Origin of the sequence: Muricauda brasiliensis (assembly GCF_003057865.1) — a bacterium.
GTDB lineage: Bacteria > Bacteroidota > Bacteroidia > Flavobacteriales > Flavobacteriaceae > Flagellimonas > Flagellimonas chongwuensis.
On record NZ_QBTW01000011.1, the window covers coordinates 531811 to 554177 of the forward strand.

General features: G+C 41.4%; 19 protein-coding genes. 10 read left to right on the forward strand and 9 right to left on the reverse strand.

Annotation, left to right across the window (positions count from 1 at the left end; translation table 11 throughout):
• Positions 1–32: 32 nt before the first annotated feature.
• Positions 33–971 carry a TolB family protein gene (locus DCK90_RS08320; RefSeq protein ID WP_108245716.1) on the reverse strand — a complete coding sequence of 313 codons (939 nt, stop codon included), beginning with the start codon at positions 969–971 and terminating at the stop codon, positions 33–35.
• A 160-nt stretch (positions 972–1131) separates the two neighbouring features.
• Here DCK90_RS08320 and DCK90_RS08325 point away from each other — a divergent pair, with 160 nt between their 5' ends.
• On the forward strand, positions 1132–1842 hold the full coding sequence (locus tag DCK90_RS08325) for an SDR family oxidoreductase (protein ID WP_108245717.1): 711 nt from the start codon (positions 1132–1134) through the stop codon (positions 1840–1842).
• Here DCK90_RS08325 and DCK90_RS08330 read toward each other — a convergent pair whose 3' ends face one another.
• The 4 genes from DCK90_RS08330 to DCK90_RS08345 form a co-directional block, all read right to left on the reverse strand.
• Positions 1843–4578 carry a PD-(D/E)XK nuclease family protein gene (locus DCK90_RS08330; protein WP_108245718.1) on the reverse strand — a complete coding sequence of 912 codons (2736 nt, stop codon included), beginning with the start codon at positions 4576–4578 and terminating at the stop codon, positions 1843–1845.
• A 62-nt stretch (positions 4579–4640) separates the two neighbouring features.
• The gene (locus tag DCK90_RS08335; RefSeq protein ID WP_108245719.1) at positions 4641–5999 is read right to left on the reverse strand and encodes an OmpA family protein; all 1359 of its coding nucleotides are present in this window, start codon (positions 5997–5999) and stop codon (positions 4641–4643) included.
• A gap of 123 nt (positions 6000–6122) precedes the next feature.
• Positions 6123–7316: a glycine C-acetyltransferase gene (gene kbl / locus DCK90_RS08340; protein WP_108245720.1), complete on the reverse strand. Its 1194-nt coding sequence runs from the start codon at positions 7314–7316 to the stop codon at positions 6123–6125.
• Between the two features lie 14 nt (positions 7317–7330).
• On the reverse strand, positions 7331–10456 hold the full coding sequence (locus DCK90_RS08345) for a UvrD-helicase domain-containing protein (RefSeq protein WP_108245721.1): 3126 nt from the start codon (positions 10454–10456) through the stop codon (positions 7331–7333).
• A 120-nt stretch (positions 10457–10576) separates the two neighbouring features.
• Between DCK90_RS08345 and DCK90_RS08350 the strand changes: the two genes are divergently transcribed.
• On the forward strand, positions 10577–11185 hold the full coding sequence (locus DCK90_RS08350) for a superoxide dismutase (protein WP_108245722.1): 609 nt from the start codon (positions 10577–10579) through the stop codon (positions 11183–11185).
• Positions 11186–11849: 664 nt separating this feature from the next.
• Here DCK90_RS08350 and DCK90_RS08355 read toward each other — a convergent pair.
• The 4 genes from DCK90_RS08355 to purN all read right to left on the reverse strand — a co-directional run bounded on the left by DCK90_RS08355 (position 11850) and on the right by purN (position 15993).
• A complete protein-coding gene (locus tag DCK90_RS08355; RefSeq protein ID WP_108245723.1) occupies positions 11850–13748 on the reverse strand; it encodes an amidophosphoribosyltransferase in 1899 nt (632 codons plus the stop codon).
• Between the two features lie 43 nt (positions 13749–13791).
• Positions 13792–14718 (reverse strand): PfkB family carbohydrate kinase, encoded by a 927-nt coding sequence (locus DCK90_RS08360; RefSeq protein WP_108245724.1) that lies wholly within the window; start codon positions 14716–14718, stop codon positions 13792–13794.
• 76 nt (positions 14719–14794) lie between these two features.
• On the reverse strand, positions 14795–15430 hold the full coding sequence (locus DCK90_RS08365; RefSeq protein ID WP_108245725.1) for a ribonuclease H1 domain-containing protein: 636 nt from the start codon (positions 15428–15430) through the stop codon (positions 14795–14797).
• A complete protein-coding gene (gene purN / locus DCK90_RS08370; RefSeq protein ID WP_108245726.1) occupies positions 15430–15993 on the reverse strand; it encodes a phosphoribosylglycinamide formyltransferase in 564 nt (187 codons plus the stop codon). The genes DCK90_RS08365 and purN overlap by 1 nt, the downstream gene beginning before the upstream one ends.
• A gap of 162 nt (positions 15994–16155) precedes the next feature.
• On the opposite strand from purN, the gene DCK90_RS08375 reads away from it, so the two are divergent.
• The 8 genes from DCK90_RS08375 to DCK90_RS08405 all read left to right on the forward strand — a co-directional run bounded on the left by DCK90_RS08375 (position 16156) and on the right by DCK90_RS08405 (position 22325).
• Positions 16156–16389, forward strand: coding sequence for an acyl carrier protein (locus tag DCK90_RS08375; protein WP_009778413.1), 234 nt, complete (start codon positions 16156–16158; stop codon positions 16387–16389).
• Positions 16390–16491: 102 nt separating this feature from the next.
• Positions 16492–17742 (forward strand): beta-ketoacyl-ACP synthase II, encoded by a 1251-nt coding sequence (gene fabF, locus DCK90_RS08380; protein WP_108245943.1) that lies wholly within the window; start codon positions 16492–16494, stop codon positions 17740–17742.
• 9 nt (positions 17743–17751) lie between these two features.
• Complete coding sequence (gene rnc / locus DCK90_RS08385; protein ID WP_108245727.1) at positions 17752–18489, forward strand: ribonuclease III; 738 nt, start codon at positions 17752–17754, stop codon at positions 18487–18489.
• 105 nt (positions 18490–18594) lie between these two features.
• Positions 18595–19065, forward strand: coding sequence for an IPExxxVDY family protein (locus DCK90_RS08390; protein ID WP_108245728.1), 471 nt, complete (start codon positions 18595–18597; stop codon positions 19063–19065).
• A gap of 2 nt (positions 19066–19067) precedes the next feature.
• Complete coding sequence (pyk, locus tag DCK90_RS08395) at positions 19068–20510, forward strand: pyruvate kinase (RefSeq protein ID WP_108245729.1); 1443 nt, start codon at positions 19068–19070, stop codon at positions 20508–20510.
• Positions 20511–20641: 131 nt separating this feature from the next.
• Entirely contained in the window at positions 20642–21490 is an 849-nt protein-coding gene (locus DCK90_RS08400; protein WP_108245730.1) for a helix-turn-helix domain-containing protein, read from the forward strand.
• A 93-nt stretch (positions 21491–21583) separates the two neighbouring features.
• Positions 21584–21742, forward strand: a complete 159-nt coding sequence (locus DCK90_RS16980) for a hypothetical protein (protein WP_159075794.1) — start codon at positions 21584–21586, stop codon at positions 21740–21742.
• A gap of 34 nt (positions 21743–21776) precedes the next feature.
• The gene (locus DCK90_RS08405; protein WP_108245731.1) at positions 21777–22325 is read left to right on the forward strand and encodes a carboxymuconolactone decarboxylase family protein; all 549 of its coding nucleotides are present in this window, start codon (positions 21777–21779) and stop codon (positions 22323–22325) included.
• Positions 22326–22367 lie beyond the last annotated feature (42 nt).

The following is a 22367-nucleotide window of genomic DNA, read 5'->3' on the forward strand; positions in this document are numbered from 1 at the left end:
TTCTTCTATATGGCTATTGATACTTCTATTTTTTATTCAAGTCCGTTAATTTCAAAATGAGTCTTATAAATTTTGCTTAAGCCATTATTGCTTTGGTTGATGTATTCTTGGAAATCCGACACAGAATCAAATGGCTTTGGGGACAAATTGTTTCGGCGGCTGGTGAAATAGAGCGTCTGGTTAGTCTCATCGTAGAAGGGGCAATACTCCATATACTTTGTGTTGATGGGAGCTCCAATGTTCTTTGCTTTTTGCCAGTCGCCCTTTTCATTTTTTAAAGAAATGTATAGATCTCCACTGCCTAAACCGTCATCTTCGTTATATCTTGAAAAAAGAATAAAATCTTCATTCTTGGAGATAAAGGCATTGAATTCATATCCGGAAGTATTGATGTTTTCATCCAATAATTGTGGGGTTGAATATGAGCCATTTTCCCAGCGGGAAATGTAAATGTCGTCCTTTCCAAGTCCGTCGGGCGATTCCAAGGTAAAGTATAGGTTGTTGTTGTTGCTTATAGAGGGATAAAACTCATTAAGGCCGGAATTTACGGGTGTGCCGATATTCGTAGGGCTTGACCAATCTTTCTCAGGGCCGCTTCGTTCCACATACCAGATGTCAAAGTCCTTTTTTTCCTTACTCGAATCATTCAATGGCCTATCGGAAACAAAGAACAATCGCTTTCCATCGTGGGACAAAAACGGTTCCAAGTCCATGTATGAAGTTGAAAAGGGCATAAGTTCGGGCTCGGTCCATCCGTTAAGCTCTTTTTTAATAAAGACGATTTGAGAGATATCCTGTAACGGACTCTGGATGGTGAAAAAGGCCTCGTTCCCATCTTCGGAAATACAAAAATCACGAACGTTCAGGAATTGGTTAAGGACACTGCTAAACTGCGTGACCTCGTTTTGATTCTGTGCGATTACACGGTTCAAGCACAGCACCAGAAAAATAATCAATCCAGTTTTTCCCATGTATTATTTATGAATTATTTCAGGAATCGTAAATGTACCATATTTTACATCATAATTTTGTAACACCCCCTTTCTCGCACCAAACTTTACCATCCTTTTAATACCTATTTTTTGTATTTGCCGCATGCTTTTTTGAACTTTACTTCAAAACAAAATCAACATGAAACTAGAAGGAAAAGTAGCATACATCACAGGAGGAACCAAAGGTATCGGATATGGAATTGCCGAAAGCTTATTGGAGCATGGCATGAAGGTTGCCATTAGCGGACGGAGTCGAGAAAGCGCAGATGCCGCTGTAAAAGGCTTAAACAACCCGAACAATGTATTGGGATTGGTATCCGATGTGTCCAAATTGGATGATGAGAAAAAAGCCGTGGCCGCCATTCTGGATACATGGGGGCAATTGGATGTGGTAATGGCCAATGCAGGCGTTGGACATTTTGCTCCAATCGATGAATTGGAGGACGAGAAATGGCATCAAATGATCGATACAAATTTGAACGGAGTGTATCACACACTTAAAGCCTCGGTGGACGCTTTGAAAAAATCTGAAGGTTATTATATGACCTTGGCCAGTTTGGCTGGAACCAATTTCTTTGCTACGGCAGCAGGTTACAACGCCACTAAGTTTGGTGTAGTAGGTTTTACTCAGGCAGCTATGCTGGATTTAAGGCAGTATAATATAAAGGTGACCACCATTATGCCGGGTTCCGTTGCCAGTCACTTTAACGACCACGAACCATCGGAAAAAGATGCATGGAAAATACAGCCAGAGGACATCGGTAAATTGGTCGTTGATTTGCTGACCATGCACCCACGTACCTTGCCAAGTAAAATAGAAGTACGCCCTACTCGCCCCGATTTAAAATAATCAATCTAGTTTTTCGGTAAGGGGCACTGCGGCATTGCAGATTTCACGTATCAATTGGAATAGATAATTTTCAAAGGTTGCAAGGGTATCCGAATGTATTCGGTTATCCTTGTCCTCTGAAAACGGGAACAATCCTTTGCTTAAATTTTTAAAAGAAATAATTCCAGCCTGTACATCGCTTATGCCGTGTTTTTTTTTGGAATACAGGTAGGCGTAGCAGAGCAATTGGAACGCCTTGCTCTTGTCGTAATCCGTGATGAGCGTTTCCCAATCCGTTATTTTCACGTTTTTGGCTTCCACTTTTCCCGTTTTGTAATCTATGATGCGCACTGTGCCGTCAAATTCATCGACACGGTCCAAGGTTCCCTTTAGTTTGATGGTAAAATCAATCCCTGGCACCGAAATAAATTCTTCATAGCGCTCTTCGAGCGCCAATATTTTTATTTCGTGACGTTTGAGATGTCGGAGTTCATCGTCCAGGAAATTGTGGAGGTATTTTAGGATGACATTGTAGACCAGCAGAAACTTACCTTTTGAAACATCCACCCCGGATAGGTTCTTGGTAAAGTGATGTTGCACAACCTCGGGTACTTGCTTTTTTAGGGACCGGATGTTTGTTTCCGTCAATATTTGATTGACGAGCGGGGTATAAAGCTGCTCCAAACTATCATGAATAATTGTCCCGAAGGTATTGGCGGCAATATTTTCCTCTACCTCTTCCAAATCATTGATTTTAAGTAGGTTTCTGGTGTAAAAATCAATCGGGTTTCTTATGTAATTGGTTAAAGATGTGGGAGAAAATCCGCTAAGGGCAAAAGCCTTTAAGTCTTCCATAAATTGTCCATCTTTCTCAATTTGGATGAGTTGCTTGGGTTCTATGGAAATTTTGGGCGTTGCAATGGTGTGGGATATATGCTGTTTTAGATTTTTATCTGTCAGCAATTGTGTGATCAATCGGCTTTTTTCTCCACCTTCCAAAACATCTGGTTCGGTGTTGTATGTAATATAAACGTTCTTGGCGCGCTGTATCAACCTATAAAAGTGATACACGTAAATGGCGTCCTTCTCTTTGTATGTGGGGAGACCATAATCACGTTTTACATCAAAAGGGATAAAGGAATTGTTGGATTTTCCCGAAGGGAGAATGCCCTCGTTGATCGATGTTATGATAACGGTTTCAAAATCTAGGTTCCGACTCTCCAACATTCCCATAATTTGAAATCCAGTCAATGGCTGGCCAATAAAATCCAAGCTTTCCATATTGGCCAATTGTTTAAATAGATTTTTGATGGATTTGAGTTCCCCCATAAATTCCACCTTGTCCAAATATTGTCCCAACTGGTTGAAGAGGGCATAAAACCGATATAGATATTCAAGTTCCAGCGCATTTTTTTCTTCTTGATAGATAATCTTCAGACGTTCTATCAATTCCAAACAATTGCTTATCCAATCCATTGGGGTCATGGTTTTTTCCGGAAAAATGATGGATAATAATTCTTTTGCCTTTGGATATTTCTCGATTGTTAAGGCATTAATGTACAGTATATTGTGTTCTTTGATGCCTTTGGATAAGTGTTGTGCAAAGCTTCCTTGCTCTTCGGTCGAGAGTGTCAGTGTATAGGGATTGGAGGTAAATTCCATTACCCGTTTATAGAACCATCCGCGGTCAGAAACATTTAGATGTAACTCCAAAAAGGTGGTGAAAAATGAATAGAGCACAGTTTTGTTCAATGGCATTCCCATGGTGATGTTAACTTCGGGAATGGTGCTGGGAACAGCATTGAGCATCGGGTTCAGTAAAGTTTCATCCGCGAGGACGAGAGCAGTTTTGCCCAAATCAATTGTGCTGTCTGCTTCGATGGTTTGTAACAACTGCCCCACATATTTAGTTTGTGAGATGTTTTTTGGAACGCCAACTATTTGGATGTTCTTCCGTTTAAGAAAGTTGTTCTGGGGCTCTATTTTATGTCCGTGCTTGTAGTATGGCCAATTGTATTGATAATCCCTGACGAACAAGCCGGCATCATGTATGGGGTCTTCCAAAAAATAGAAATCGATATCCCAATAGATGTATGAATTACCTTGTTCCAGATAATGTTGAATAATGGTCGATTCTGCGGCATTTAGTGCATTGAAACCAATAAATATAATGGGGTTACCATCGACTTTTGGATTAGTTCCGCTTTGAATTTCCTTAACAGCTTCCCGTTGTATTAGTCCCTGATAGCCCCGTTTTTGTTCAAGTAGTGCTTCATAAAAATTATTATAGATGGTTTCTAGGTTCTTCCAAAGTTGAAGATAGTTCTCTACCAGTTCCGTTTTTTCTTTGCTGGCCGACCAATGGTTGATTTCTTTAATGGCGGACAAGTAATTTAGAATGTCGGCAGCCGGAATTAGATAACCGTCTATTTCGTTGAAATCCTGCAAAAGTGTTTGACCCCAGTTTATAAATGATGCAAAGTCATCCGGTTGGTCTATTTGAGATTGTTTGTAAACCCTAAAAAGAAGGAGCAACAAATCAATGTTCGCTGCTTGCTCCATATCGGAAAGGTTTCCGATGAATTCTTGAATGGATAGAACCTGAGGACTAAATACGTTTTTCTCCAATTTGGCGGAGATGTGTTTTTTTAAAAAAGTGCCCGACCTTTTACTGGGAAGTACATAGGTGCATTTGGTTATATCCAACTGTTTTTGGGCAAGGTCATCCAGCACATGTTCAAGGAAGGTGTTATGCATGGATTAAAAATAAAAAAGGCCCCGCATTTGCGGAGCCTTTTTCTAGAAAACTTTGTTTCTAATTATTTTACCAAGTTGATTTCAACTCGTCTGTTTTGTGCTCTACCAGCTCTTGTATTGTTAGTAGCGATTGGTTTTTCTTCACCGTAACCAATTGCACTCAATCTAGAAGAATCGATTCCTTTGTCGATTAAGAAATCTCTAACAGAGTTAGCTCTTTCTTCAGAAAGTTTCTGGTTCAATTTGTCGCTACCTACACTATCAGTGTGACCTTCAACTGTAAATTTAGCAGTTGGGTACTCGTTCAAGATTTGGATAATGTCAACCATTACAGAAGTAGATTCTGCTTTGATAGAAGATTTACCAGTATCGAACAAGATAGTTCTAGCGTAGTCGTTCAATTGTTTTTGAACTTCTTCAGTTACTTCTGGACATCCTTTGTTAGCTACTGTACCAGCAACTTCTGGACATTGGTCGTCTTTGTCAAGAACACCATCGCCATCAGTATCAGGCCAAGGGCATCCGTTGTTTGCAGAAGGACCAGCTTCGTTAGGACATTCGTCATCTTTATCAGCAACACCGTCGCCGTCAGCATCTGGACAACCAGCTAGTGCAGGAAGACCAGCTTCATTAGGACAAGCATCATCTTTATCGGCAACACCGTCACCATCAGAATCAGGACATCCGTTCATTTCTTTGGAACCAGCTTCGTTAGGACAAGCATCTTTAGAATCTTCAATACCGTCACCGTCAGAATCAGGACATCCGTTGAAAGCAGCTAGACCAGCAACTTCTGGACAAGCATCATCTTTGTCGTAGATACCATCACCGTCTGTATCAGTTCCACCAAATTTGATGCTGATACCAGCCATGTGTTGGAAATGCTTAACCAAGTAATCTTCGAAAGCGTGCTTGTATTGTGTTTGAAGTGTCAAACCAAGGTTATCAGAGAACCAAAAGTTAAGACCAACACCACCATTTACTGTACCGGCACCGATTTCGTCAACCCAAGTATAACCACCACCAATTTCTACGAAAGGATCGATAGTAGTGTTTTTTAGAAAGTTGTACTTAATTGTACCATCAATAGCATAGTGAGATAGATCATCAACTTCAAAATCTCCTAACTTTTCAATTCTGTTCAAGGAACCTCTTGCTCCAACAGAGAAACCATCACCAACATACTTGGAAACGGCTACATAAGAAACGGAAGGCAAAATGTTCCAGTGATCGGATACATTAAAGTACTCATCGAACAATGTTGTACTGGAAAAAGGATTGTTCTCGTCGTTAGTAGGATAAGTGTCTATCGCATTCACCCCAATGCTAACTTGCCAGGGATTATTTTCGTCTTGCGCTTGTATGCTGTTGATCCCTACAAATACAAGAGCAACAACCAATAATTTGCTAAGATGTTTCATGCTCAAAATTTTAAGTTTAAGTGTTTATCAGCAGCAAATGTAAGTTGTTAAGACTTATTAACAAAATCTAAATTTCTTTTTTTTTGACTCATTTGCTGTCAGAATTGTTGCATTTCGTCGAATTTAGATGACCTTTAACGACTTTCCTACCTTTATAAAGGCATTAATAGCATGGTCCAAATGCTCTTTTTCATGGGCTGCGGAGAGCTGCACCCTTATCCTGGCCTTGTCTTTTGGGACAACGGGATAAAAGAAGCCGATTACATAGATACCCTCTTTTAATAGCATATCTGCCATATTTTGCGATAGCTTGGCATCGTACAACATTACTGGAACGATCGCCGAATCGCCATCAATGATATCAAAGCCAGCTTCTTTCATGCCTTTTTTGAAATATTCCGTATTGCTCTGCAACTTGTCGCGCAAAGAGGTATCGGTATCCAACATTTCGAAAACTTTAATCGATGCTCCAACGATTGCAGGTGCCAAGGAGTTGGAGAACAAATAAGGTCTGGAGCGTTGACGTAGGAGTTCTATGATTTCCTTTTTACCTGTAGTATAACCGCCCATGGCACCGCCCAAAGCTTTGCCTAAAGTTCCTGTTATGATATCGATACGGTCCATTACCCCTTTTTCTTCCAACGTACCACGGCCTGTTTCACCAATAAAACCTGCGGCATGGCATTCATCTATCATAACCATAGCATCGTACTTATCCGCTAGGTCACATATTTTATCCAGAGGAGCCACGAGACCATCCATCGAGAATACACCGTCTGTAACGATAATTTTAAAGCGTGCACCATCGGCAACACTTTGCTTAAGGCTTTTCTCCAAGTCGGCCATATCGTTGTTGGCATAACGGTAACGCTTAGCCTTGCACAAACGCACACCATCAATAATGGAGGCGTGGTTCAGTGAATCGGATATTATAGCATCTTCTGCGGTGAGCAGAGGTTCAAAAACTCCTCCGTTGGCATCAAAAGCAGCAGCATATAATATGGTGTCCTCCGTTCCGTAGAAATCCGCAATCTTCTGTTCCAGTTCTTTATGGATGTCCTGCGTCCCGCAAATAAACCGTACCGAAGACATTCCAAATCCGTGGGTGTCCATGGCATCCTTTGCGGCCTGAATCACATCTGGATGCGAGGAGAGCCCCAAATAGTTGTTCGCACAAAAATTGATGACTTCCTCACCTGTAGATATTTTTATCACCGCCCCTTGTGGAGATGTAATGATTCGCTCTTTTTTAAATAGGCCAGCTTCTTCAATATCTTTCAATTCGTTGGCCAAATGTTCTTTTATTTTTCCGTACATATCTTTAATTCTCTTTATACAAAAATAGGGTCTATTTCTTGGTCAATATAAACAATAACAGATTGTATGATTTTAAAATCCATATCTCTTAGGATATCCGCATAGTTGGCGATCTGCTCTTTGTGCTTGGGCGATGGTTTCCCGGTCTTATAATCTATGATGGTGGCCTCCTTGCCAGAAATGACAATTCTATCGGGCCTCAGCAAAAGCCCATCCTTTGTTAAGATCTCCCTTTCGTTCAAAATATCAAGACCTTCGAGGAACAGGTTCTTCAATTTAGGATGGTTTACCACGGACATAATCTTTTGTTTGATGTCATCTGCTGCTTCCTGTGGAAAATGCCCCTCAATCTCCAAACGCTCCAAAACGATATCAACATCGGAAACTGTTTCAATCTGGCTCAATGCAAAGTGAATCACATTCCCCATTTCAATGGCCTCCATCCGCTCATCGTCCCACAAGCGGCCGGATTTTGTCGAAATCGTAAATCCAACATCATCTTTGGGGCGGGTCACATAACGGATGTGGTTTTCTGCAGACTCCGAAGAAGTTTCCACCATCTCTTTTGATGGAAAGGTTCCCAAGATGTAAGTGCCACTTTCATTTTCAGGAATGTTTTTTTCCTGAACATATAATTGGAATAGGTCAGAGTAGGATGTGGCAGCATCAATCGAAGCTATATCTTTCTTTGGGCTCTCGGTGATGATGAATAGTCCTTTTGCGGGGCGGGTGAGGGCCACATAGAGCACGTTCATGGAATCCAGCAACGTTTTTTGTTCTTCGTCCACATATTTTTGATGGGCCACTTCGTTGTACTCCAACATATCTTTATTGTTGTTGATCAAGAATTCATCCAGCCCCAAAGCTTTGTCGTCGGTTGTAGCAGGCACCCATGCTTTCTTCTTCTTTCGCTTGTCATCCAAAATAGCGTTGGCAAAAGGGAAAATCACAAAAGGGAACTCGAGTCCCTTGGCTTTGTGAATGGTCATAATTTTTACCGCATCCACACCGTCGGGCGCTGCAATGGACAGGGATTCTTTTTTTATCGCCCAATAATTAAGGAAAGCATACACGCTGGGACCTTCTCTTTTTTCCAGATCCAGCACTTCGTCCATTAAAAAGGATAGGTGGGCCACGGAACCTTGATACAGTTCAAATTGTACTATGGCCGTTTCCAGAATGGTCAAAACCGGCTCTCCTTTTAAGTCAGTAATGTTGAAGTTATATTCTTGGGCCAAGAAGGTTTCAATATCCTCCAAGTGTTTGCTAATAAAGCTGTGCTTGCCTTTTTCATCGGGGGACACATACTTTAATATATGGTATGCTGCCTCTCTATCTTTTGTATTTTCAAAAATTAGGAGGATGGATATTAAAAAAATGACTTTCTCATTCTTTGCCAACAAAAGTGCATCCGAAGAAATGATGGGAATGTTCTGTTGGGTCAAAAAGTCCGCTAACAACATTCCTTTTTTATTGTCGCGTACCAGCACGCAGATATCCGAATAAGCATGATTCTCACAAACGATACGGTGGATGGATTTTAAGGTTTCTTCGCAATAAGCATCATCCTTGTCTTCCTTATCCGCATCCAAGAACGTCATTTGAATATGACCTCCCGGCTTATTGTTTGTTTTTTGATGGGAATCGTTCAAAAATAAGTTGCGATAATCTTCATTACCGAGTACAGGGGCCATTTCCGTAAAAAAGCTGTTGTTGAAGTTTACGATTTCATCCGAACTGCGCCAGTTGGTGTCCAAGGAATGGATGGTGGGTTCCACCACAAACGGGTGTGATTTTCCATTGATAAGATTAAGAAACTGTTCGGCCCGCCCGCCACGCCAACGATAAATGGCCTGCTTTACATCGCCTACCAGAAATAGGGAACCGCGTTCGTGCTTTTCGTCCTCGCTTTCCAAGGCGTTGCCAATAAGGGGCACCAAGTTTTCCCATTGCATTTTTGAGGTATCCTGGAACTCATCTATAAAATAATGGTGGTATTTTTCGCCCATCCGCTCGTAAATGAAAGGCACAGGTTGGTTTTTGATTTCCTTGGACAGAATTGCGTTCAGGGAGGAAATGGGAATGATGTCCCGGTCCAACTCAATGTTCTTTATCTCCTTGGCGATTTCGTTCAGGACCGTCATGGGTACGATGTTGCCATATATGTTTTGGAGATAGCTGTACCGATACACAAGTCTTTTTATAATGAGGTAGTGTTCCAAAAGGATTACGGCCAATTGGGTAACATCCCTTTTGTCGCTTGCCTTGAGCAATTTTCCTTCAATCAGATTGGGTTCCAAAGTTTTGGCGGCGTACAATTTTTTTGGGTCAAGTTCCCCATCCACCATTTTTTTAAAATGATTGGGCAAGGTTTGTCTAGGGAAATCGGCAAAATCAAAACCTTGATTCTCTATTTCCTGAAGGACAGTTTGAGCCAATTGTTTTACCTTCTCTACGATAGCTTTGCTTTCCGATGCTATCCGCTTTTGAATGTCTTGAAAATCCCCGATGGATTTATCCCGCAATGGGTCAATGTGGTTTACATGATTTTCTTGAAACAGCAGTTTGCCAATTTCTATAAGATCGTAAGTGATGTTCCAGCTTTTGTCGTCATCAATTTTTTCGAGGGAAAAGGCGATGAGGACTTCGGTGAGCTTTTCATCATTACCGGCTCGCTCCAATATTCTGCCCACGGCTTCTTCCAGCAATAAATCCAGGTTAAGTTCCACCTCAAAATTTTGGGATAGGTGAAGGTCTCGGGCAAACGTTTTTATGATTTTATGGTTGAACTTGTCGATTGTCGAAATCTCAAAAAAAGAATAGTTGTGAAGAATGCGTTTGAGAATGATTCGCGATCGTTGACTCAACTGTTCTTCAGAGAGCAAGAGTTCATCACAAAGTGATTGGAATAAACCTTTCTGTTTTTCAGGAACTGCATCTTGACCAAAGGCGAACAGGTTGTCCAAAATTCTGGTCTTCATCTCGTCCACCGCCTTGTTGGTGAAGGTAATGGCCAAAATCTGACGGAATTTTGTAGCAGAATTGTTGGAAAGCAATAAAGTAAGATAGGTTTTGGCAAGGGCATATGTTTTGCCCGAGCCTGCAGATGCGCTGTATATTTTAAAATTGGAGCCTTTCAAAAGCCTTTTTCCTGCAAATTAAGGATTCCTTACCTGATGTTAACATGGTTTTAGCGGAATATAAATGTTAAAATCCGTATTTTTACATAAATTGATTAATAACCTAAAAAAACAAAAAATATGGCTTTTGAATTACCTAAATTACCGTATGCATACGATGCATTGGAACCTCATATAGATGCTAGGACCATGGAAATCCACCATACCAAGCACCATAATGGTTACACTACCAAATTGAACGGTGCGATTGAAGGTACCGACTTGGAGGGCAAGGGAATCGAGGATATCCTTTCCGGTTTGGATATGTCCAACGCTGCAGTTAGGAACAATGGAGGCGGATTTTTTAACCACAGTCTTTTTTGGGAAGTAATGTCCCCAAACGGTGGAGGAAAACCATCTGGTGAATTGGCCTCTGCAATAGACGATGCTTTTGGATCTTTTGATGCCTTTAAAGATAAGTTTTCTTCTGCTGCCGCTACCCAGTTTGGTTCAGGTTGGGCATGGTTGTGCGTGCACAAAGGAGGAAAAGTGGAGGTATGCTCAACTCCAAACCAAGATAACCCCATTATGCCCGGTGTAGGTTGTGGCGGTTACCCGATTTTGGGATTGGATGTTTGGGAGCATGCATACTATTTAAACTATCAAAACTTGAGACCGGATTACATTTCTGCATTTTTTAATGTAATCAACTGGGACAAAGTTTCTGAAAATTATGCGGCTAGTAAATAATAACTAGTTCATTCATAAATAAAAAAGCCGTGCACCAAGTGCACGGCTTTTTTTGTTGAATTTTTTTAAAATAGAAAAGGGCGAGGAAGTCCTCACCCTTTTCGTCCCAAATCTTACCATAAACTTAACCTACTTATGCTATGGCGAGACTAAAATACTGGTATTGTGTAAAATAACAAAGGGTTTTAAAAAATATTTTGCGTTTAAAAGAAAAAAGAAAACGTGCAGTTCATCGATAAAATGGATAAAACCTTGGTAGTCAAACATAAAGAAGCCGGAGCATGCTCCGGCTTCTTTCCCCAAATCTTACCATGAACTTAACCTACTTATGCTATGGTCCTCCAAATGTAAGCCAAGAGCTGATTTTTATTATAAGCTTTTAGATGAAACTCCCTTAAATGGGTTGAAGTGTTAAAATAGGCCCGATTATTGATAAATGTCAAGAAAACAAAGGATAAGGAGACCTGTTTGGAAAAGTATAGAAAATAAAAAAGGTGGAATAGCTTCCACCTTTTTTGCCCCAAATCTTACCATGAACTTAACCTACTTATGCTATGGCAGATACTAAAGTAGGATTGCACACTGCTGATTGTATAAAAACCCGCTATTCTGTTAGTTTCATCGATAAAATGCACAGTTTTGTGCGCTTTTACCTTGAATTATCTTAATATGCTCGTTCTTTTTTACCCTCGAAAAAGTTGACGAAAGCCTTGTTTACCACTCTATTACCTCCAGGAGTTGGGTAGTTTCCAGTGAAATACCAATCTCCCAAATTCTTTGGGCAGGCACTATGAAGACCTTCAACCGTTTGATAGATGATCTCCACTTCTGCATTGATGCCTTCGGGGCTTAGAATTTCGCCAATTTTATTTGAAATTTGTTTTGCTGAGAACGGTGCGTAAAACTCTTGTACATAGTTCACTGCATTTTTATTCGTTGGATCTGTCTGAGTTAGGCACTTTTCATAAATCTCCTTGATTCTGTGTGTGGTGCCATGATCTTCATGAAGTGCCAAAGCGGCCCTAAATGCAACAAAGTCTTCCAATCGAGCCATATCAATTCCGTAACAGTCAGGGTAACGAATCTGCGGTGCAGACGATACCACGACTATCTTCTTGGGAGACAATCTGTCCAGAATTTTTAGGATACTTCGCTTCAACGTAGTTCCCCGAACAATACTGTCATCTATGATTACAAGATTATCCGTAGGCTTCACGGAACCGTAGGAAATATCATAAACATGGGTCACCAAATCGTCCCTACTGCTGTCTTGGGTGATAAAGGTCCTTAGTTTGGCATCTTTGATGGCCACTTTTTCAATGCGTGGACGAATATTTAATATGTTATGAAGCTCCTCCGCGGTCATTTTGGAACCCAGGGCCAAAATCTGTTCCTCTTTTTTCTTGTTGAGGTAGTTTTGTGCTTCTTTCACCATTCCAAAGAACGAGGTCTCCGCGGTGTTGGGAATATAGGAGAAAACTGTATTCTCCAAATCGTTGTCTATCGATTTCAATATTTCTGGGAAAACAAGTTTGCCCAATAGCTTTCTTTCTTGATAGATTTCTTTGTCGCTACCACGGGAGAAATAGATGCGCTCAAAGGAACACGCTTTGCGTTCGGTAGGTTCCAATATCTTTTTCAAGGCCATTGAGCCACTTTTCTTAACGATTACGGCATGACCTGGGTCAAGTTCCTTTACATCGTCAAAATTAACATTGAACACGGTTTGGATTACGGGCCGCTCCGATGCCACTACCACCACTTCATCATCTTGGTAGTAATAAGCGGGCCGGATACCGGCGGGGTCTCGCATCACAAATGCATCTCCGTGTCCGATCAGTCCGCTCATGGCATATCCGCCATCCCAGTTTTTGGAAGCCTTTCTCAAAATTTTGGCTACGTTCAACCGTTCGGCGATCAAGGCAGAGGCCTCCCTTTTGGTGTAGCCTTCCTTTTTGATCTGTTTGTACAGTTTGGCCACGGCATCATCCAAAAAGTGACCGATCTTTTCCATTACGGTAACAGTGTCGGCCTTTTCTTTGGGATGCTGTCCCAATTCGATCAAGTTTCCGAAGAGCTCATCAACATTGGTCATGTTAAAGTTACCGGCAACTATCAAGTTACGGTGCATCCAGTTGTTCTGTCTTAAAAATGGGTGAACGCTCTCGATACTGTTCTTTCCGAAGGTACCGTAGCGAACGTGCCCCATCAAAAGCTCGCCGATGTAGGGAATGTTCTTTTTTTGCCAGTCAACATCATTTTCGCGTTCCGGGTTTTCGGTCAACGCCGTATTGATACGGTTGTTGATCTGGGCAAAAATATCCTGAATGGGTTGCTGCTGTGCAGATCTAACCCTGCTCATATAGCGCTCACCGGGCTGCATGTCCATTTTTATACTTGCAAAACCGGCTCCGTCCTGTCCGCGGTTATGCTGTTTTTCCATCATTAGGTACATCTTGTTTACGCCGTAAAAAGCTGTACCGTACTTTTCTTTATAGTACTCCAGGGGTTTAAGCAATCGGATCAACGATATTCCGCATTCGTGCTTAATGGGATCACTCATAACAATTACAAATAAAAAAGCCCCGAAAATTTCAGGGCAAACATTATGTTAATTCAATATTGAACTGCGTCAACTCTTTAAACTGTGTCAAGCGGGCCTCGACCTCGCTCTTTTTTAAATTGACCATCCGGTCCGTGCCAAATTTTTCTACACAGAACGAAGCCAAATTGGATCCATGGATAATGGCGTTCTTCATGCTTTCAAAAGAAATGTTTTGTGACTCCGTCAAATAACCTGCGAATCCACCAGCAAAAGTATCTCCGGCCCCGGTCGGGTCAAACACCTCTTCAAGCGGAAGTGCAGGTGCAAAGAAAATATTGTCCTTATGGAACAAAAGTGCGCCGTGCTCTCCTTTTTTTATGACCACATATTTAGGGCCCATTTCTTGAATCTTTGCAGCGGCTTTGACCAAGGAATATTCGCTGGTCATTTGTCGCGCCTCTTCATCATTTATGGTAATAACATCAATTTTTGAAATCACTATCATCAATTCATCCCAAGTATTGTCCATCCAAAAGTTCATGGTATCCAAAACTATGAGCTTTGGTCGTTTTTCCATCTGATTAATTACACTCAGTTGGATATTGGGGTGAAGGTTTCCGAGCATGACGATATCTGCATCGGTATAATTTTCGGGCACCACGGGGTTAAAGTCAGCCAAAGTGTTCAATTCGGTAGCCAAAGTATCCCTTGAGTTGAGGTCGTTATGGTACTTGCCTTCCCAAAAGAAGGTTTTTCCACCTTTCACTACTTCAACTCCAGAAAGGTCTATGTTCTTGTTTTTTAAAATATCCATGTAAGATTGTGGAAAATCATCTCCCACTACGGATACTATTGCAGCGTTTATTTTAAACTGTGATGCGGCCAGACCGATAAAGGTTCCTGCTCCTCCCAATATTCTTCCAGTTTTCCCGAACGGTGTTTCAATGGCATCAAAAGCCATGGTTCCCACGATCAGTAATTTGCCCATTCCCTAATTTTTTGTGCAAATATACGGTATGGATGTTCCAATTATCAAAAAATGGCTTCTTTGTTCGTGCAAACGGTTACTTTCTTCCAAAATCGGCGGGGATTTCGCCCCATGCCTTGGTCTCCCATTTAACGATAGGGGTATTGAACCGATTTTTTTTCAGCCAATTCTCCGCTCGTTCGATCAATTCGAACAGTTGGGCATTTTTGGCGGTTTTGACCAATTTTGTACCACACTTTTTCTTTCGAACCCACCCGATGGCGATTCGGGAATCGGAATAGAGGATACGATTGCTTTTCTTCTGTTGTAAAAACGCCAGACCGTGTACCAAGGCAAGAAACTCGCCTACATTGCTGGTTCCCTGTTCAAACGGACCTTGGTGAAAAAGCACTTTTTTGGTCTTGGTGTCCACACCGCGATACTCCATTCTACCAGGGTTTCCGCTCGATGCCGCATCCACGGCAATGGAATTATAATTGGGGTCTCCGATTTTTAAAAGTTCCTCTGGGGTGAGTTCACTTTTTCCCTTGGATTTGCCCTTGTAGTCCAAATAGTTGCCATTATAGGCTTTTTTGGCTTCTTCAAAAGTGGCGAACGATTTGTACTGGGCACCTTTATACCCCTCAATCTGGGCTTTACAATCTTTCCAAGACTCAAAAATTCCAGGATGTTTACCTTGCCACACGACATAAAATTTTTTCTTTTTGGTCATCAGGACAATAGTTTTTCTATCACTTTAGGAAAGTGTTCATATTCGAGTTGATGAACTTTTTGGGCAATTGAATTTGCATCATCCGAAGGAACAACAACGGTTTTAGCTTGAAAGATGATAGCACCTTCATCATAATTTTCGTTTACATAATGAATGGTAATGCCGGTTTCCGATTCCTTGTTTTCTTTCACGGCCTGATGGACCCTATCCCCATACATGCCTTTTCCACCATATTTGGGCAACAATGCCGGGTGAATATTGATGATCTTACCAGGAAATGCTTCTATAATGTTGGAAGGAACCTTCCATAGAAAGCCGGCGAGCACAATTAAATCTGTTTGCAAACCTTTTAGCAACCGAACCACGGTATCGGAATCCCTAAAGGCAGTTTTGTTAAAATAAAATGCGGGAACATCTAACCTTTCGCATCGGTCAAGGACTGTTGCCGTTTGTTTGTTAGTAAGCACCGCAACAACGGTAACCTCTGGTTTTTCACGAAAAAATGATATAATGTTTTCTGCATTGGACCCACTGCCCGATGCGAAGATTACAATTCGTTTCATTCGTTAGGAATTGATAGGTTTTTGGACTAAATTACGTCGGCTAAAGTAAGGTACAGTATTTTAAGATGTTTATTTTGCATCACATTTTATCGACAAATAGTGTATTTAATCCAAAGTTTTATATTTTTGCCAACGATTTAAATTTTTAAAACCACAATAATTATGTCAGACATTGCATCAAGAGTAAAGGCTATCATCGTTGATAAACTAGGTGTAGATGAGAATGAAGTTGTAGCTGAAGCTAGCTTTACCAACGACTTAGGAGCGGATTCCTTGGACACTGTTGAACTTATCATGGAGTTTGAGAAAGAATTTGATATCCAAATACCAGATGACCAAGCAGAGAACATCGCCACTGTTGGTCAGGCCATTAGCTACATCGAAGAAGCTAAGTAATTATATGATATATCGCTAAAGATTTAAAATTATCCATGTGGTGGTTATCGCATGGATAATTTTTTTTATAATTTAGGTCTAAAGGGTAAAAAAAATAGTTCAATGCAGTTAAAGCGAGTTGTAGTTACCGGGATGGGAGCATTGACCCCCATAGGTAACAATTTAGAAGCTTATTGGGAAGGACTACGGACTGGTAAGAGCGGTTCTGCCCCCATTACGTATTTCGATACCGAAAAATTTAAGACAAAGTTTGCTTGCGAGCTTAAAGGATACGATCCAAACGACTTCTTTGATAGAAAAGAGGCCAGAAAGTTGGATAGGTTCGCCCAGTATGCCTTGGTCTCTTCCGACGAAGCCATAGCAGACTCTGGAATAGACTTGAACGTTGTGGACAAGTTTAGGGTAGGTGTTGTATGGGGAGCCGGAATTGGTGGACTGGAAACTTTTCAGAACGAAGTGATTGGGTATGCCGAAGGAGATGGTACACCACGTTTCAATCCTTTCTTTATTCCTAAAATGATTGCCGATATAGCACCGGGTAACATATCCATAAAACATGGATTTATGGGGCCAAACTATACTACGGTATCCGCATGTGCATCATCGGCAAATGCCATGATTGATGCGCTTAACTATATTAGATTGGGCCATTGCGATGTAATCGTAACCGGGGGTAGTGAAGCCGCCGTTACCATTGCAGGTATGGGAGGATTCAATGCCATGCACGCACTTTCCACTAGAAACGACAGTCCAGAGACCGCATCCAGACCGTTCGACGCAACGCGCGACGGGTTTGTACTGGGAGAAGGAGGAGGAGCACTTATACTTGAAGAGTATGAGCACGCCAAAGCTCGTGGTGCTAAAATATATGCAGAAGTTTTGGGTGGAGGATTGTCAAGTGACGCCCACCACATGACCGCACCACATCCTGAAGGAATTGGGGTAGTAAAGGTGATGGAAAATTGTTTGATGAACGCAGGATTAAAACCAGAGGACGTTGATGCCATCAATACTCATGGAACCTCTACACCACTTGGGGACGTGGCCGAGCTTAAAGCTATTTCCAAAGTGTTCGGGGATCATGCCAAGGACATCAACATCAATTCTACCAAGTCCATGACAGGACACTTGTTGGGAGCGGCCGGAGCAATCGAGGCCATCGCATCAATACTGGCCATGGAACATAGTTTGGTACCACCAACCATCAACCATAGTGTAGTTGACGAGCAAATAGATCCTTCCTTAAACTTGACCCTTAACAAGGCTCAAGAACGAGAGGTAAAGGTGGCAATGAGCAATACATTTGGCTTTGGTGGACACAATGCCTGTGTACTATTCAAAAAAATAGGGTAGTTTTGTAACATGAAACTTACTTCCAAAATATTCAATTCCCATCCAAGCTCGGATGGGGATTTTTTTTTGGGAATGAAAAGAATACTTGGATTTAAGCCCAAGAGTCTGGAAATCTACAAAACAGCCTTTCTGCATCGTTCCATGAACAAAAAGGACGATGAGGGCAATCCGGTGAACTACGAGCGATTGGAATTTCTAGGAGACTCCATGCTGGGTACCATAATTTCAAAACACCTGTACAACGAAGTGCCGGAAGGGGACGAAGGATATCTTACCAAAATGCGCTCCAAGGTGGTCAGCCGAAAACATCTAAACGAATTGGGAAAGGACCTCGGTCTACTCAAATATGTGGAGAGCAGGATTCCCAAGGCACATTTTGGTGATAATATACATGGAAATGTTTTCGAGGCACTCGTGGGAGCTATTTATTTGGATAGAGGGTACAATTACTGCGAAAAATTCATCAACGAGAGGGTAATTGAGCCCTATGTCGATATAGAACAGTTGGAGGGCAAGGTAATAAGTTATAAGAGTTTGGTGATAGAGTGGTGCCAAAAAGAAAAGAAACCCTTTAATTACAATGTTTACGAGGACACCGGAAACGATGAGCTCAAACACTTTGCGGTAAAGCTGACCATAGGGGATAGAATGCTCGCCAAAGCAAGGGCCACATCCAAGAAAAAAGCTGAAGAAAAAGCATCCAAGAGAGCCTATTTTGCACTGCAAAGTAGGATAGACAACAAGTAACTTTAAATAATGGTAAACTCAAACGTTTTCGCTTGATTTATAAGTGTATTGTTTTGTATAGACTAGGCATTCAATTGGATTAAGCCTATATTTACGGTTCGTGTTATGGGCATATTAACGACGCATAAGATATCGGCGGACTTGTACGATGAAAGCTTTTCGCTCATCGCCATTCACAGTAATTTGGAAGATTATGCCATCACCTATGCCATAAATTCCAGTTGTGGACTGTATCTTAAACGGATGAAAAAAGACCTTCAATTAGATGAAAAAATGTCTTTTTCGGTGTTTGATTGGGACGATGAGATGAGCGAGATGTATTGGACGCTGATTTCCAACAAGTGCGAAGTTGAGGAGGAAATGCCTTCAGTGGGATTATTTGACAACAATGTTTCCCGAAGAACAGATTATTTGGTGAAAGAACGCAAAGAAGTAGATTATTTTTTAAAGGTAGATACGATAGATGAAGCGTTGTTTCTCAAAAAAATCAAATCAATCAACACAATAGCCAAAGTGATAACAGCATATCCTTTGGATGCACAGAATTTAAAATCAAAAAGAAATTTAATCTTTTAAAAATGCCAACTAGAAAGAAGACTAAAATTGTAGCAACCCTTGGACCTGCCACCAGTACAAAAGAGACCCTAAGGGAAATGATCCTTGCAGGAGTGGATGTTTTTAGAATAAACTTTTCCCATGCCGCCTACGAAGATGTTGCCGAGCGAATTAAAATGATTAGGGAGCTTAATGAGGAATTGGAAGTCAATATAGCCATCCTTGCCGACCTACAAGGCCCCAAACTAAGAGTTGGGGTAATGGGCGGTGAAGCCGTAGTTGCTCCAGGTGATGAGGTTACCTTTGTTACGGGAGAACCGTTTGAGGGCACCGCCGAAAGGGTCTACATGAACTACAAGAGCTTCCCCAAAGATGTTAAGGCGGGGGAGCGTATTCTTTTGGACGATGGCAAGCTTATTTTTGAAGTAAAATCTACCAATGGAGAAAACGAGGTAGTTACCAAGGTTATCCAAGGAGGGCCTCTTAAATCTAAAAAGGGGGTAAACCTTCCCAACACGAACATTTCTTTGCCGGCACTTACAAAAAAAGATATCAAAGATGCCATTTTTGCAATAGAGCAAGATGTGGACTGGATAGCACTATCATTCGTACGTCATGCACAAGACCTGTATGATCTCCACGATCTCATAAAACAACACACAGAGCATAAAATCCCAGTGATTTCAAAGATTGAGAAGCCAGAAGCACTGGACAATATCGATGAGATAGTAAAAGCTTCCGACGGACTTATGGTGGCTCGAGGTGACCTAGGGGTAGAAATCCCGGCACAAGAGGTCCCATTGGTTCAGAAACAATTGGTGTTGAGTGCCAAAAAAGGAAGAATTCCTGTAATCATCGCTACCCAGATGATGGAGACCATGATTACCAGTTTAACCCCTACCCGCGCCGAGGTGAACGACGTTGCCAACTCCGTAATGGACGGGGCCGATGCCGTAATGCTCTCGGGAGAAACATCTGTGGGGAACTATCCGGTACAGGTTATCGAGAAAATGGCAAGTATTGTTTCAAGTGTCGAGAGCTCCAGTTTGATCAAAGTACCACAAACCCCGCCGCACATACGTACCAAAAGATATATTACCAAGTCGGTTTGTTACCATGCTGCGTTAATGGCAAACGAAATCTCTGCCAAGGCCATTTCCACATTGACCAACAGTGGATACACGGCCTTCCAGATTTCAGCATGGAGACCGGCCGCACATATCCTTGTGTTTACATCGAACAAGAGAATATTGACCCAATTGAACCTTTTATGGGGGGTTAAAGCGTTCTACTACGACAAGTTTGTCTCCACTGACCAGACCATCGAGGATGTAAACCAGATAGCATGTAAAAAAGGTTTCTTGGAAGTAGGCGATATGCTCGTAAGTTTGGCAGCAATGCCCATTAAAGAAAAAGGTATGGTAAACACCTTGAGGGTAACAGAGATAGAAAGCTGCAATTTCTAAAATAGAAAAACAGATTTATAAAAAGCGCGCATCTTTGGATGCGCGCTTTTTTGTTTGATTTTAATTCTTTTGGGCTGTAAGTATGAGCGAAATAGAAGGACTAATCGTTCTGTAACGGAACAATCTTCCCAATGAGATACGAATACAAGGATTCCAAGTTAGGAGCCATTTTAGGATTTTCGGATGATATCAAAAATGATGAGGAACGATTCTCCACAACCTCAAAAACCATTAAATTTTTATGGAACCGGAACGATTGCCCCCTGACGGTTCAAATAGATGGAATGGATTTGGAACTTTTGCCCAATCAGATTATTACCGTTACATATTTACAACACGTTTCCTATTCCAAAATGCAATTGCCCCTTACAGCCATACTTTTTAACAGGGAGTTTTACTGTATATTCGATCATGACAGCGAGGTTTCCTGTAATGGGATTTTGTTTTTTGGAACACAGGATATCCCTATCATCACTATTCCAAAAGAACAGTTGAACAAGTTTAATTTGCTGCACGGTATTTTCATTGAGGAGTTTTCCACTCCCGATAATATTCAGGGCGATATGCTCCAAATGCTACTAAAAAGAATGATTATAATGAGCACGCGATTGGCAAAAGAACAGCTCATGGTCAAAGCATTGGGGAACGATCAAGTCGAAACCATCCGAAAATTCAATGTGTTAGTGGACCTAAACTTCAAAACCAAGAGGAAGGTGAGCGATTATGCTGAATTGTTGCACAAATCCCCCAAAACACTATCCAATCTTTTTGCCATTTACAATCAAAAGTCGCCACAACAAATTATTCTGGAACGAATCGCATTGGAGGCCAAACGACTCATCAATTTTACCGATAAACAAAATCAGGAAATTGCGTTTGAGCTTGGGTTCACCGACCCCGCACATTTTAGCCGTTTTTTTAAGAAGATGACACAAATGAGCCCATCAGAATACCGTGAAAACCTCTTTTTGATGGCCTAAAGGAAATTTGGTCAAGCCATCGGGAAATCCTTCCTAACACCCACCCTCTTTTTCGGAGCATCTTTGCCCTGTAATAAAAAAAACAGATATAAGATGAAATCCACAGAAAGATCAATTTTTAATCTCATTGAGATTTTTAGAACGTCACAGAAAACCGAAGTAAAAACAGCTACTGTTGCGGAACACTGTGAGCAAAAGTATCATCACGATTTCTATTGTGATGCGGAACAACCCTTTGTACAGACGTATTAATCATTTAAAAATAATTCATATTAAAAATTCAATTATGAGCACAATCAATGTACCTAAAAGAGAAGAAGTAAGCACGGCCAATCAGGCCATTTTTGACAATCTGGAAAAAACGCTGGGATTTGTTCCCAACCTTTTCGCCACCTATGCACACTCCGAAAATGCGCTGGGCAATTATTTAGCCCTTTCCAATGCGAAAACCTCATTGAAGGCCAAGGAAAAAGAAGTGGTGAATTTGGCCGTAAGCCAAGTAAACAACTGTATTTACTGTTTGTCCGCACACACGGCTATTGGCAAGATGAACGGTTTTACAGATGAGCAGATCCTAGAGTTAAGAGCTGGAAAAGCTTCTTTTGATAGCAAACTGGATGCGCTGGCACGTTTGGCCAAGAACATTACCGAAAATAGGGGAGCAACAGACCAGCAAGTTCTGGCTGATTTTTTTGCCGCTGGGTGGACCAAGGAAAATTTGATCGACACCATAGTTTTAGTAGGGGATAAAACAATCACAAACTATATCCATAGAACAACAAAAGTTCCTGTGGATTTCCCAGAGGCACAACCATTGGAAGGAGTTAAAGCTTAATCTAAGTGAATCCCTTGTTAAAAAAGCCCCTCATTTTGGAGG

Bases quoted from the DNA above. Each gene is read 5' to 3' on its own strand.
- DCK90_RS08320 (WP_108245716.1), bottom strand. From the start codon at position 971: ATGGGAAAAACTGGATTGATTATTTTTCTGGTGCTGTGCTTGAACCGT.
- DCK90_RS08325 (WP_108245717.1), top strand. From the start codon at position 1,132: ATGAAACTAGAAGGAAAAGTAGCATACATCACAGGAGGAACCAAAGGT.
- DCK90_RS08330 (WP_108245718.1), bottom strand. From the start codon at position 4,578: ATGCATAACACCTTCCTTGAACATGTGCTGGATGACCTTGCCCAAAAA.
- DCK90_RS08335 (WP_108245719.1), bottom strand. From the start codon at position 5,999: ATGAAACATCTTAGCAAATTATTGGTTGTTGCTCTTGTATTTGTAGGG.
- kbl (WP_108245720.1), bottom strand. From the start codon at position 7,316: ATGTACGGAAAAATAAAAGAACATTTGGCCAACGAATTGAAAGATATT.
- DCK90_RS08350 (WP_108245722.1), top strand. From the start codon at position 10,577: ATGGCTTTTGAATTACCTAAATTACCGTATGCATACGATGCATTGGAA.
- DCK90_RS08355 (WP_108245723.1), bottom strand. From the start codon at position 13,748: ATGAGTGATCCCATTAAGCACGAATGCGGAATATCGTTGATCCGATTG.
- DCK90_RS08360 (WP_108245724.1), bottom strand. From the start codon at position 14,718: ATGGGCAAATTACTGATCGTGGGAACCATGGCTTTTGATGCCATTGAA.
- DCK90_RS08365 (WP_108245725.1), bottom strand. From the start codon at position 15,430: ATGACCAAAAAGAAAAAATTTTATGTCGTGTGGCAAGGTAAACATCCT.
- purN (WP_108245726.1), bottom strand. From the start codon at position 15,993: ATGAAACGAATTGTAATCTTCGCATCGGGCAGTGGGTCCAATGCAGAA.
- DCK90_RS08375 (WP_009778413.1), top strand. From the start codon at position 16,156: ATGTCAGACATTGCATCAAGAGTAAAGGCTATCATCGTTGATAAACTA.
- fabF (WP_108245943.1), top strand. From the start codon at position 16,492: ATGCAGTTAAAGCGAGTTGTAGTTACCGGGATGGGAGCATTGACCCCC.
- rnc (WP_108245727.1), top strand. From the start codon at position 17,752: ATGAAACTTACTTCCAAAATATTCAATTCCCATCCAAGCTCGGATGGG.
- DCK90_RS08390 (WP_108245728.1), top strand. From the start codon at position 18,595: ATGGGCATATTAACGACGCATAAGATATCGGCGGACTTGTACGATGAA.
- pyk (WP_108245729.1), top strand. From the start codon at position 19,068: ATGCCAACTAGAAAGAAGACTAAAATTGTAGCAACCCTTGGACCTGCC.
- DCK90_RS08400 (WP_108245730.1), top strand. From the start codon at position 20,642: ATGAGATACGAATACAAGGATTCCAAGTTAGGAGCCATTTTAGGATTT.
- DCK90_RS16980 (WP_159075794.1), top strand. From the start codon at position 21,584: ATGAAATCCACAGAAAGATCAATTTTTAATCTCATTGAGATTTTTAGA.
- DCK90_RS08405 (WP_108245731.1), top strand. From the start codon at position 21,777: ATGAGCACAATCAATGTACCTAAAAGAGAAGAAGTAAGCACGGCCAAT.